The following is a 12,156-nucleotide window of genomic DNA, read 5'->3' as shown; positions in this document are numbered from 1 at the left end:
ATGACCATTCTTTTGTTTCGGCATCTCCTAACAATAATATTTTGTTCTCTATCCGAATGTATGCTCTACCATTGATTTCAGGCGATGGGTGTCCTTCATTACAATCAACAATATTCTTGAGCTGATCGTAATTTTCATTTGCCTGTTAATTTTATCGAATTTGCTTTTAATTCTTCGTATCGTTCTTTATCAAAAGGATCTCTTCCATCGTATAAACCAGCCTCTGCGAGTGCGGGCAGTCGTCGATACTTAATTAATTGCCAAAGTGATCAGATCTTTTCCGGTATTTTCATAAGAATTCAAATTAACCGTTTTAAGCCATTCTAAGTTATAATTTAGTTATAGCTTAAAATGGCCTATTCGAACGGGGTGATTCAAATGATTCAAAAAAAACGATTGGCGTTAATCCTGTCAAAGCTTGAATTGGAAAAGGCTTTAAGTTTAAAGGAGATCATTGCTCTAACGGGTGTTTCAAGGGATACTGCCCGCAGAGATATCGTAAAATTGTTTGAGAATGATCTGGTGAAACGGACGTATGGCGGGATTACCCTGCCTAATTCGTTCAGGAAAATTGATAATTATTTAGAAAGAAGCTCTGAATTAAATAAGGAAAAACAACAACTGGCTGCTGCAGCCGGCAAACTGATTCAAGATGTTGGCTCAATTTACCTTGATGTATCGACGACTGTTAGTTTTATTCCTCATTACCTGAAAACGATGCAGGCAGGCAGCGAGTTGTTTGCAGCAACGAATTCAATTGATATAGCTGATCAGCTTCTTAGGGATACAGAATGCACGGTACGTATTCTGGGAGGCAATATAGATAGAGAAAAAAGGTGCGTAATTGGTACCAGGCCGCTTTCGGAATTAGATGACTATAAATTCGGCATGGCCTTTTTAAGTGCTGTAGGCATTGATTCAGACGGTGTTTACTATGCTTTTGAAGAAGATATTGATATGAAGAAGAAAATAAGATTGCAGACGGAAATCCTTGTATTATTAATTGATGCTTCAAAAATCAATCAGACTCACAAGTTCAGAGGATACGAATTGAGTGATATAGATATCCTTGTAACCAACAAACAATTACCTGATGGCTTAGTCAGCTTACTTAACCAATCAAGAGTCACTGTTGTCTATACGGAGGAGGGAGAGCATGATTAATACGCTCTTATTTGACGTGGATGGAACGTTGATTGATACCGAATATGTCGTGATCGAGTCATTGCAGAAAACCTTAAAGGAAGAATTGGGACTGACCATATCTGATAAAGAACTGGAATTTGTATTAGGAATTCCTGGTGATGCAGCTTTAGAAAGATTGATCAATTCGACGGCCAGGCAAAAACAACTGTTAGAAAAATGGAATCAAAATGTGATAAAATTGGCCGGTCGAGAAAAGCCTTTTATGGGTATACGTCAATTGTTTTCACAATTAAGTAAAATGGATTTAAAACTGGGAATTGTTACATCCCGAACAACTCAAGAAATGAAAGACGAAATCGATCGGTTTGGCATCACTCCATTTTTTGATAGCATCATAACAGCTTCCGACACGACAAAGCATAAACCTAGTCCGGAACCTATTCAGAAGGCATTGGAGGTTTTGAATGCCCGGCCGGAAGAAGCAATTTATATTGGTGACTCTATCTATGATATGCAAAGTGCTTATGGCAGCCAAGTGCTTTTTGCTCTTGCGAAATGGGGAGCAAAGGAAAATAATCAGCTGGCAAAAGCAAAAGTTATCTTAGAGACACCGGGAAGTCTGATACACTTTATTGAAATTAACAGTCAAAATTAGATCAGTAAAAAGGGCAGAGAGATATTATTTCTGCTCTTTTTATTGAACAACTTTTACATCGCTTTTCAGCCGATAAATGAAGTTTTGGTGCTAATGCGAGCAAACAGCTTTATTCAAACATAACATCCTTTGATGTGCTTTTGCTTAGTTGATGATCAGGAACAAAAAATGGGATGACATATTTTACGAAAATTTATTTGAAAGGACTGGAATGCCGATCTTATTCTTGACATATGTATCGTTTGTATGATACATATGAACTATCTAATTTGGTTACAATCATTTAAAAAGGAAAAATCTTATGAAGAAAAGAACATCGTACAATTTAGATAGAATTTTATTGAATCAAAAGGTGAAGATTTCTGAAGATCTACTCAAAGTTAAAAGGGTAAAATTTAAAAAAGATGTTTTGAGAGATGCTTTTAATCATATAGGTTCATTTCTGTCGTACAGAAATTATGAAAATCTGAATGCTGAAGCTTTAAAAAAGCAATTCGGAACTTTACAAGCAGATGTTTTACTTGTGCTTGGCAACTCAATTCCTTACACAGCTGAACTGGCTGCTAAATTGTATAAGAATGGCATCTGCAAAAAAATAATGTTTAGTGGAGGAGTTGGGCATTCAACGCCAATACTTAGGGAGAATGCCAAACAAAAGTATCCTTTTCTTAATGTGGAAAATAAAAGTGAAGCTTTTATTCTTGCAGAGATTGCTAAACAGCAGGAAAATATTTTGACGGAAGATATATTATTAGAAGAAAAATCTTCAAATACCGGGGAAAATGCATTATTTTCTTTAAACCTGCTTCAAAATCAAAATATATCTCATAATAGCCTGATTTTGATACAAGACCCTCTTTTGCAGTTAAGAAGTTTTGCAACTTTGCAGCATTATTTCTCAAATAGCAAAATAAATATATTAAGTTTTTCACCATTTATTCCTTATCTGAATGAACAGTTTAATTTTGCCAGTCAGAGTGAGATATGCGGCATGTGGTCACTGAAGCGGTTTATTGAACTTATTATTGGCGAAATTCCAAGGTTGCGCGATGATAGATATGGGTATGGACCATGCGGTAAGCATTACATGATTCATATTGACATTCCCCCACGAATTGAGGAAGAGTACAGTTTAATCTTAAAATCATTTCCCGATTCTAGAAAACGGCGTCTGATCTGAAAGCGGACAGGTATGATTGTCCATTGAAATAAATATGAAACATGGGGATGAAAATTTGGATATTAATTATTTTAAAAATACATTTCGCTTTTCTACAGACAATAATATTCCTTTATACGAACAGTTGGCATCATATATAAAAATTCAAATACAGGCAGGCATTTTAAAGCCCGGCGATCAAATGATTACAGAAAACAGTTTATGCGAAGCGCTGAATATTAGCCGGACAACTGTGCGCCAATGCATGAATCGTTTAGTAGAAGAGGGACTGCTTATTCGACAACGAGGCAAAGGTTCTTTTATTGCCGATCAAAAGTTCAAACGCAATATAGATTATTTATATAATTTTACGGAAAATATGCGCAGTATTGGCGCTATTCCGACTTCTATTGTGTTAACAAAAGAGGTAATTAGTATAACAGATAGCCGAATGGTTGAATTGTTACAATTACCAAAGGCTAATCCAAAGGCATTTCATCTTATTAGATTACGTTGTGCTAACGGTGAACCCCTTCTTCTTGAAAACACATATATTCCATATTATCTATGTAATGAGATTGAAAGATTCGACTTTCAATCAGCATCTTTATATGATACATTAAATAATCAATATGCACTCAATTTATATCACGCATCTGAAACAATTGAATCCATTATAATTAAAGAACGGGTTGCTCATCTGTTAAAATGTAATCCCAACATTGCCGGGTACAGGATTGAACGAATTTCACACTTGGATTCCGGTTATGTTTTTGAATTAACGACTTCAACGACTAGAGCAGATAAATGCGTATTTCGTTTGGAATTATATAAAAAGACAGCTTCAAGTAAAGGCAAGTTGGATTTCCAGCGCAGTTTGTCTATATAAAGTCTAAAGATTGTCTAGAATAAAAATTCTAGGCGGTTTTTTTATACTTAAAAACCGATTTATTTAGAAAAATGGACTTGATTTATTGCAATCAAGTCGTTAACATCATAAATGTATGATACAAATCATACAAAAAAATATCCCGCATATTAGGAGGCATTAAATGATGAAGCCAACAAAAAAAGCAAATGAAATGACAACAAAGGAGCTGGCGCGTTATATTGATCAGTCTGTGCTGAAACCCGAATTCACACAGGAGGATATTCGCAAATATGCGCAGGAAGGCATTGATTTTGGCTGCGCCACCATCTGCATCAACCCTGCCTCCCTGGACTTGGTTTCCAAAATGGTCGAGGGTACCGAGACGGGTATTTGTGTCGTCTGTGATTTTCCCTTTGGGCTCTCCACTACCGAATCCAAGGTTCTGCAGGCAAAAGAGTACTGCAGCAAGTACAAAATTCAGGATTTGGACATTGTTTCAAACTATGGCCAGTTGCGCAGCGGCAATGACGATTTCGTAATCAACGACATCAAGCCCGTGGTCGATGTTTGCCACCAGTACGGCACCAATGTCAAGGTCATCATCGAAACCGACGCCTTGGACGAAGAACAAATCAAGGAAGGTACCAAGTGTGCCATCGCTGCTGGTGCAGATTTTATTAAATCTTCAACCGGTTTCTTTACCGGTGGCCCCACCAGCGGTGCGACGGCAGAAGTGGTTAAGACTATGATTGAGGCCGGCAAGGGCAAAATTAAGGTCAAAGGCTCGGGTCACATCCGTACACGCGAGCATTTTCTTGAACTCATTGATATGGGGATCGACCGCATGGGAGTTGGATTTAATTCTACTCCGATTGTTTTAAATATAAAAAAAGGAAGCAAGATTAGATCCGATCAATAAACCGGCCATCGATGAACTAACTGAGAATCCGGATGGTTTATGAATGATCATCAAAAAAAGGAGCGATCAACAGATGAGCAATTTAAACTTAAATGTGAAAATTTATGCGGATGGGGCGTCATTAGCGATATGCTGGCTGCTTACCGGACCGGTTTTGTTTCCGGATTCACAACCAACCCGAGTTTAATGAAGAAAGCGGGCGTGACAGACTATGTCGCGTTCGCCGCGAAAGTGGTCCGGGCGATCCCGGATCTCCCGCTTTCCTTCGAAGTGTTCGCCGACGACTTCGCAACGATGGAGAAAGAAGCGGAAAAAATCCAGGCATTGGGGAAAAACGTCTTCATCAAAATCCCGATTACGAATACGAAGGGCGAATCGTCCGTGCCGCTGATTCAGAAGCTGGAGGACCAAGGCTATTCGCTCAACGTGACGGCGATCTTCACGACAAAACAGGTGGAAGAGACCGTGGCGGCGCTCAATCCGGACGTTGAAAATATTGTCTCCGTCTTTGCCGGGCGGATCGCCGACTCGGGGGCGGATCCGATTCCTTATATGAAGAAAGCCGTCGGGATCTGCCGGACGAAAAAGGGAGCGAAGCTGCTCTGGGCCAGCACCCGGGAAGTGTTCAACGTCTATGAGGCCGACCGGCTCGGGGTGGACATCATTACCTGCCCGCCGTCATTGAAAAGTTGAAGAAGGTCGGCAAGACGCCGGAGCAGTTATCGCTGGACACGGTGATCGGCTTTAACCGGGACATTCAGAAATTAGGCTTCTCCATTTTAACGGAATGAACGCCCGCCGGATGGGCCGGAAGGGAGCCTGAATCGGCCGATAGAGCAGTGAATCTGGCCGGAAGGGGGTCTGAATCGGCCGATAGAGCAGTGAATTTGGCCGGAAGAGGGCCTGAATCGGCCGATAGAGCAGCGAATCTGGCCGGAAGGGAGCCTGAATCGGCCGATAGAGCAGCGAATTTGGCCGGAAGAGGGCCTGAATCGGCCGATAGAGCAGTGAATCTGGCCGGAAGGGAGCCTGAATCGGCCGATAGAGCAGTGAATCTGGCCGGAAGGGGGTCTGAATCGGCTGATAGAGCGGGTTTGTCAATAAGTCTGTGTAAGGCAGGGTATCCATTAAGTCATGGCCTTTTCTGGGGAGGGGGGTACCCCCCTCCCCAGAAATGTTTGATGGGTTTATATTCCGTACCGTTTTTCAAACATTTTCTGTATCTCACTTTGGGCGCTGACAAAGCCGGGCATTTTCACACGTTCCCATTTTTGATTGAGGCCCTTGGCCACGAGATAGAAAACTTTTTCTACCGCCTGCTCCTCAGGAAAACTGCGTATCGTTTTAACCCGTTGTTTAAAAACATTATGGGTGCTTTCGATGATATTTGACGTGTAAATGGACGCCCGGATATCTTTAGGATAGTTTAAGAAGGTCAAAAGGGCGGGCAAGTCTTTCCTCCAGGATTCAACCAGACTGGGGTGTAGCTTCTGCCAGTTCTTTTCGAAGGCCTGAAAAGCTTCCTGCGCCTGTTCCTTACTGTCCACCCTATAGATCCTCCGGAGATCCACGGCCAGGGCCTGCCGCTCAGATTGACGGACCTTATGCATCGAATGGCGAACTTTATGCAGGACACAGCGCTGCACGTTGGCTTTTGGGTAGATCTCTTTTAAGGATTCAGTCAGCCCGGGCAGACCGTCGAAGACGGCCAGCAGAACTTCCTGCATCCCTCGGTTATAGAGATCAATCAGGATATCTTTCCAGCCGAGAGAGCTTTCCTGCCCCCCTACATAAAAGCCAAGGATTTCCCGATACCCCTCGGGTGTAATCCCTATTGCGACATAGACTACTTCACTGGCTACATGATCCCGGCGCAGTTTCAGATAGGTTCCGTCTAGAAACACGACGGCATAGCGTTTTTTCAACGGATGTTTCTGGAAGGCTTCAACGTCTTCACGGACCACTTCGGTGACCTTTGAAATCGTCCCCGCTGAATAATGATCCCCCAGAATCGTTTCAATAAATTTACCGAGATCGCGTGTACTCATTCCTTTTTGATACAGGGTAATGATCGCACTGCCCAACCAGTCGTCCTGCCGCTTATAGGGTTGAAAGAGTTGAGTATGAAAATAGTTCTCCCGGTCTCGGGGAACGCTCAGAGGATCGATCCGGCCATATTTCGTATCCAACCTGCGTGGATAGGAACCATTTTTACTGCTCTTCAGTTCCGGATGTTCCTGTGTAAAAAAGTTTTCCATCTCCTCCTTCATGAGGGTCTCCAGTTTCTCTTTGACAAAAGAACGAATCATGCCATCCAGTTGCTTTTCAATACTCCATTCATCTACAATATGAGACAAGGTAAGGATCTTCTCTGAGTTTTTGTTTGGTCGCATTAACTTAAAGGATATCCTTCCTTTTTTATGGTCTCAAAGAATCAGCTTATAAGCTGATTCTCCATTTACACAAACTATCATACACTCTCGATAGAGCAGCGAATTTGGCCGGAAGGGAGCCTGAATCGGCCGATAGAGCAGTGAATCTGGCCGGAAGGGGGTCTGAATCGGCCGATAGAGCAGCGAATTTGGCCGGGGTGAGACCATTCATATGATCGAAAAGATGATCTCTTGCTTGGGATCATCCTTTTTTGGTACCGACGCCCTCGGGGAAAAAGCATTTAAGGGGACACTCATAGTTAGCCTGTTCACTTCAGAGCGTCAAGTGTGGCTTTGGCAGCTTCTGCGATAAGCGCATTGTCATAGGTGGCATCTTTCGTATTGCGGGTGGACAGAATGGCGATGATAATAGGCGCTCTGTTCGGCGGCCAAACGATGGCAATGTCGTTTCGCGTGCCATAGCCTCCGGCCCCGGACTTATCACCGACTTCCCAGCCTTTTGGTACGCCGGCGCGGATCAGTTGGTCCCCAGTACTGTTTCCACGCATCCAATCCGTGAGGAATTTACGTTTATCAGTTGGGAGCACATGGCCAACCGTGAAAGCCTTAAGGTCGGCAGCAAGCGCATTTGCTGTACTTGTATCACGGATGTCTCCCGGAGCAGCTTCATTCAAATCTGTCTCGAAGCGATCAGCTTCGGTCGTCCTATCGCCTATTTGTCTAAGGGCCTTTTCAAATCCATCAGGACCGCCCAGTTTCTTAAGTAAAAGGTTTCCTGCGGTGTTATCGCTGTAGCGAATGGCAGCCTCGCAAATTTCCTCAAGAGTCATACCGGTATCCACATGTGCCATTGTAATTGGTGAATACGTAACCAGGTCGTCCTTAGTATAGGTGATGATTTTGTTTAATTGGTCAATTGAGTTTTGCTGCAGTACTGCTCCTGCAGCTAAAGCCTTGTAGGTAGATGCGTAAGCAAATCGCTCATTGGGCCGATAGGCGACTTTCCGGTTTGTACCGGTGTCGATAGCATAGACTCCGAGCCGGGCATCAAATTTGCTCTCAAGTTGTGCGAACTCGCGGTCTATATGGGCTGGTATTTTCTTGACCGCTCTGTTGGGCCTGTCAGCAGGTTTTTTGGCGGTCATCGACCAGCCGGCGAGGGGCAGAATGGCAATCACTAGCAAAAGCAGGGCCGATATAATATGCTTGCTGAAATTATAATGTGTTTTCCTCAAGACTTTAACCCCTTTTCTATTAATAATAGATGTCTTTAAAATAGAATAAGCGTGTTTAAACATTATGGCCTGAAGCAAGACGCTGTGAAGAGTATGAAATTGCTTTGTTTCACGTAAAAAATAACGACTCCCTTGCCTGACATGAAAACAGGGGCGGAGTAAAACTTACGGGCAATATTTTAACAAATGAAGCAGTACCATTCAGATAGGCCCATCCTTTTTTGAATAGGCAGGCTATCCCCAAAGGGGAAAAGCCGATAAAATAAAGATTTATCGGAAATTAAGTTGCGGCTGTTTGTGATCGACGAATTTCCGGTATTAGCCACCATACCAGAATGAGATTGATTAACATCAACATGGCAGTGGAGATAAAGACCGCATTATAATCAAAAGCCCCGGCGATGATACCGCCAAGAAGTGAGCCCAGCATATTCCCAAGAGCCTGAAAAGATTGATTCCAGCTGAAGATAGTTGATGTCATTGCCGCTGGTGAATTTTTAGTCAGCAGAGTCTGTATTTCAGGGAACAAAGCACCATCGGAAATCCCGATCATTAGGCGCAGCAGGGCGAGCAGCCAAATGCTGTGGACGAATCCTTGCGGTAAATACATGACTGTGGCGAAGATATAGCCGAAAATCAAGACACGGCCGGAACCATGGCGATCACCATATCGTCCGAGCGGCGGTGACGCCACAATATTAGAAATCCCTGGAAGTGCGGCAATGAGTCCGGCTACTATCGTAATCGGGCCGACATCATGCATTAATTCCTTGACATACAAACTGATAATCGGTGAAATGGAGACATTGCCGAACTGAACGATCAGCGTCGAACAAAACAACACGATGATCAGCTTAGGATTAGGAAACATGGCTAATGGGTTACGGTGCCTGGATTGCTGCTGCGGGTGTTTCACAGGCCGAAAGTTTTCCTGGACGCAGAAGTAACTCAAAAGGAACGTCAGGAACAACAGCCCGGCGGTAATGAAAAACGTTAATCGAATAGAAAAAATTTGCGCCAGCGTGCCGCCGATCACCGGGCCTAGAAGTATACCGCTGGTGGCCCCGGTCATTAATGTACTTAGCGCGGCGCCGCTGTGTTCTTTGGGTGTCTGCCCCGCTACCAGAGCCTGAGCATTTGAAATAAATCCGGCAAAGACACCTTGCAGTGCCCGAAAAGCAACCAGTTCCCAAACGTGGGTGACCGTGCCCATTAAGGCCATAACTACGGCAGTTCCCAGCGATGCGCGCAGCAACATAATTTTGCGCCCCTTGCGATCAGCTAATATCCCCCAGAGCGGTGAGGCAAAAGCCATCACCAAAAAGTTGGCGGCGTAGACCAGACCGCTGTAAAAGGTCACTTGCTGCTTTGTAAAATTACCTAAACTGTTAACGTATAAAGATAAAAAAGGCATGATTTCGCTGAAAGCCATACTGGCAATAAATGTACAAAACCAAAGCACATGAAGATTTCGATGCCACGATTCTTGATTTTTTTCAGTTTCATCCAACAGACCTCGCCCCCTCAGTTTAATGCCTGTTTAATGGTTCCGTTTACGACACGTGAGGCTTAGAAATGATCACATAAAATTGATCATAAACCCAATTATGGATTATCTCAATTTTTGTGTATTATTTAATTTCCAGCATTCGCTGTTGCTAGGATTCATTAGACGGCACAAAAAAGTAAGATCGAATACCGGATGATGGGACACTTTCGTATTATTTTTTAATGATCATCGTCAGTAATTGCTTTAGATGAATGCCACATTTTACGACAGAAAACAGGGCATAGTAAGGAGATGTAAGTTAGAACTTATCTGGGGATGAGAAATGTGCGATGGAATAATGATTGGATGCGTATGGCAATCATCGTCTTAATATTTTTCAATTGTTGCTTTATCAGGCCGATTAACTCTTTTGCAGCCGGCAGACAATATAAGATGAGCGGAGGAATTCCTGATCCTGTTTATAAAATGAGCGCTGTTGGCAGAAAGAAAATTTGTTATTTAACCTTTGATGACGGTCCTTCAGCATTTTCCAATAGAATAATGGATCTGTTGGACCGTTATCATGCCAAAGCAACTTTTTTTGTACTCGGTCCCAATGTTATAAAATACCCCCAGAGCGTCAGGCGTATGGCAAGGGAAGGATTCACCATTGGACTGCATGGTATCAGCCATGATTATAAAAAGTTATATCGTTCAGAGGAATCACTGGTGGGAGAAATGAAAGAGGATCAAAAAATCGTCAGACAAGCAGCCCATATTACAACGCCGTTTATTCGTGTACCGTATGGCAGCTATGTATTTATGAAAGCGCCTTATTACAAGGCAGTCACTCGAAATGGATTTATCATGTGGGATTGGAATGTCGACAGTCAGGATTGGCGATATAGAGATCAGCGATTTGTTCAGCGGACGATTCAACAAATTCAAAGACTTGAGGAGAAGAAACAAATACCGGTTATTCTGCTTCATGATCGTGCTACGACTTATCAGTCTTTTGAATTATTACTTCAATACTTACAACGCCAAGGGTATCAAATGAAACGCATCAATGCCTCGATGCACCCTTTGCAGTTTCCTAAAAGGGAACATAGCTGAAGTAAGATTTAAATGGCTGCGAAAGATTTATTAAAAAAGGCTCTCCGATGCAAGATGGTAAAGTTATTGAAAATCCTTTTATTAAGGAATTTTTAATGCCTATCCCAGTACACTTTTGCGAAATTTGAGGGATAAAATCTGTGTTTTAATGGAAAAATAGTATGGCAAAATTAAATCTGGAAAAACTTTGATCCTTCATGTGTGTTTTAAAGTATATTTTTAAAAAGGAGCTGTATCAATATGTCTGGCGTACTTTTTATAAACCAGCCTTAAAACGGGCATGTTCATCCGGCACCAGGCTTGGTTGATGAATTAGTAAGGAAGGAGGAACAAGTGAATGATTTTTGCTCTGAAAGATATAGAACAAAGAATAGAGAGGCAGGCACTACATTTAAAGGCTATGATGAAACCGAATTCTATTCAGGCAATTTAGTTTTATATTCACTGGTCCGCCAATTTATGACAGGAAAGAAAAGATCGATTTTCGTTTCGATAAATCAGCGGATAAAAAAGTGGAGTATATCTCATTAGGTATGGTGCACAGGCAATAAACTTTATGATATATTTTCAAAACATTTGCTGAGGCCGATGCTGTTGTAGTTATGACATTTTAATGAAAACTTGACGTGGCTGCAGAAATGGTGTAATATGGCTTAAGCAGTGAAGGGATTTCAAAGAAGATGAGTCTTAGCTGTTCGTTCTATTTTAATGATTTCAGTATGATGAAGTATAGCATTCATAATTCTCATGTTATAAAGAGGTTATCAGTGTGCAGTACCTTTGTTGATACTTCTCTATAATATGTGAATTTTTTATTTTCCAGCGATAATTCGGCCGATTATGCACCGCGCAGATCTAAGCAGGGCGATCGCTTCGGGGTAAAACGTACGCATATCAAAATTTTTAATCAGGAGTGATTATAGTGACAGGCAGCGTAAAATGGTTTAACGCAGACAAGGGTTACGGATTCATTGAGTCGGAAGGCAACGATGATGTATTCGTACATTTCAGCGCCATTCAAGGCGACGGATTCAAATCGCTGGAAGAAGGCCAAAAGGTTGAATTCGATATTGTTGAAGGCAACCGCGGTCCGCAGGCAGCTAACGTCGTTAAGCTGTGATTAAGATGATTTAAGAAAAGAGGATGTCTTTAAAGTCAGTTTTCTGACTGAGA

At 42.3% G+C, this 12,156-nt stretch carries 12 protein-coding genes and 1 pseudogene; 8 read left to right on the top strand and 5 right to left on the bottom strand.

Translation table 11 applies throughout. The features are described from left to right. Positions 1 to 134 precede the first annotated feature (134 nt). Positions 135 to 239: an NUDIX hydrolase N-terminal domain-containing protein gene (locus OYT88_RS20990; RefSeq protein WP_443029685.1), complete on the bottom strand. Its 105-nt coding sequence runs from the start codon at positions 237 to 239 to the stop codon at positions 135 to 137. A gap of 139 nt (positions 240 to 378) precedes the next feature. Here OYT88_RS20990 and OYT88_RS16650 point away from each other — a divergent pair, with 139 nt between their 5' ends. The 6 genes and pseudogenes from OYT88_RS16650 (at position 379) to OYT88_RS16625 (ending at position 5,541) form a co-directional block, all read left to right on the top strand. After that, entirely contained in the window at positions 379 to 1,164 is a 786-nt protein-coding gene (locus OYT88_RS16650) for a DeoR/GlpR family DNA-binding transcription regulator (RefSeq protein WP_274401482.1), read from the top strand. Continuing rightward, positions 1,157 to 1,801 carry an HAD family hydrolase gene (locus OYT88_RS16645; protein ID WP_274401481.1) on the top strand — a complete coding sequence of 215 codons (645 nt, stop codon included), beginning with the start codon at positions 1,157 to 1,159 and terminating at the stop codon, positions 1,799 to 1,801. The genes OYT88_RS16650 and OYT88_RS16645 overlap by 8 nt, the downstream gene beginning before the upstream one ends. Positions 1,802 to 2,102: 301 nt before the next feature. Further along, positions 2,103 to 2,981 (top strand): YdcF family protein, encoded by an 879-nt coding sequence (locus OYT88_RS16640; RefSeq protein ID WP_274401480.1) that lies wholly within the window; start codon positions 2,103 to 2,105, stop codon positions 2,979 to 2,981. A gap of 16 nt (positions 2,982 to 2,997) precedes the next feature. After that, entirely contained in the window at positions 2,998 to 3,849 is an 852-nt protein-coding gene (locus tag OYT88_RS16635; protein WP_274401479.1) for a GntR family transcriptional regulator, read from the top strand. Between the two features lie 166 nt (positions 3,850 to 4,015). Further along, entirely contained in the window at positions 4,016 to 4,750 is a 735-nt protein-coding gene (deoC, locus tag OYT88_RS16630; protein ID WP_274401478.1) for a deoxyribose-phosphate aldolase, read from the top strand. A 73-nt stretch (positions 4,751 to 4,823) separates the two neighbouring features. Beyond that, positions 4,824 to 5,541, top strand: a pseudogene (locus OYT88_RS16625) (transaldolase). Here OYT88_RS16625 and OYT88_RS16620 read toward each other — a convergent pair. From OYT88_RS16620 to OYT88_RS16605, 4 genes are all read right to left on the bottom strand, one after another. Then, positions 5,495 to 5,878 (bottom strand): hypothetical protein, encoded by a 384-nt coding sequence (locus OYT88_RS16620; RefSeq protein ID WP_274401476.1) that lies wholly within the window; start codon positions 5,876 to 5,878, stop codon positions 5,495 to 5,497. The pseudogene OYT88_RS16625 and the gene OYT88_RS16620 overlap by 47 nt on opposite strands. A 59-nt stretch (positions 5,879 to 5,937) precedes the next feature. Further along, on the bottom strand, positions 5,938 to 7,107 hold the full coding sequence (locus tag OYT88_RS16615; RefSeq protein ID WP_274401474.1) for an IS256 family transposase: 1,170 nt from the start codon (positions 7,105 to 7,107) through the stop codon (positions 5,938 to 5,940). Positions 7,108 to 7,451: 344 nt separating this feature from the next. Next, entirely contained in the window at positions 7,452 to 8,378 is a 927-nt protein-coding gene (gene bla, locus OYT88_RS16610; protein WP_274401472.1) for a class A beta-lactamase, read from the bottom strand. A gap of 280 nt (positions 8,379 to 8,658) precedes the next feature. After that, positions 8,659 to 9,888, bottom strand: a complete 1,230-nt coding sequence (locus OYT88_RS16605) for an MFS transporter (RefSeq protein ID WP_274401471.1) — start codon at positions 9,886 to 9,888, stop codon at positions 8,659 to 8,661. 324 nt (positions 9,889 to 10,212) lie between these two features. Here OYT88_RS16605 and OYT88_RS16600 point away from each other — a divergent pair, with 324 nt between their 5' ends. Beyond that, positions 10,213 to 10,983: a polysaccharide deacetylase family protein gene (locus OYT88_RS16600; RefSeq protein ID WP_274401470.1), complete on the top strand. Its 771-nt coding sequence runs from the start codon at positions 10,213 to 10,215 to the stop codon at positions 10,981 to 10,983. Between the two features lie 919 nt (positions 10,984 to 11,902). Continuing rightward, a complete protein-coding gene (locus OYT88_RS16595; protein WP_274401542.1) occupies positions 11,903 to 12,103 on the top strand; it encodes a cold shock domain-containing protein in 201 nt (66 codons plus the stop codon). Positions 12,104 to 12,156: the final 53 nt, after the last annotated feature.

The sequence above is a fragment of the Sporolactobacillus sp. CQH2019 genome (assembly GCF_028765345.1).
Lineage (GTDB): Bacteria > Bacillota > Bacilli > Bacillales > Sporolactobacillaceae > Sporolactobacillus.
The sequence above is the reverse complement of the archived record's forward strand: the minus strand, read 5'-3'. Positions and strand labels throughout refer to the sequence as shown.

What these genes read in the sequence shown, in the direction of transcription:
- OYT88_RS16645 (WP_274401481.1), top strand. Translation starts at nt 1,157, where the DNA reads ATGATTAATACGCTCTTATTTGACGTGGATGGAACGTTGATTGATACC.
- OYT88_RS16620 (WP_274401476.1), bottom strand. Translation starts at nt 5,878, where the DNA reads ATGGATACCCTGCCTTACACAGACTTATTGACAAACCCGCTCTATCAG.
- OYT88_RS16650 (WP_274401482.1), top strand. Translation starts at nt 379, where the DNA reads ATGATTCAAAAAAAACGATTGGCGTTAATCCTGTCAAAGCTTGAATTG.
- OYT88_RS16640 (WP_274401480.1), top strand. Translation starts at nt 2,103, where the DNA reads ATGAAGAAAAGAACATCGTACAATTTAGATAGAATTTTATTGAATCAA.
- deoC (WP_274401478.1), top strand. Translation starts at nt 4,016, where the DNA reads ATGAAGCCAACAAAAAAAGCAAATGAAATGACAACAAAGGAGCTGGCG.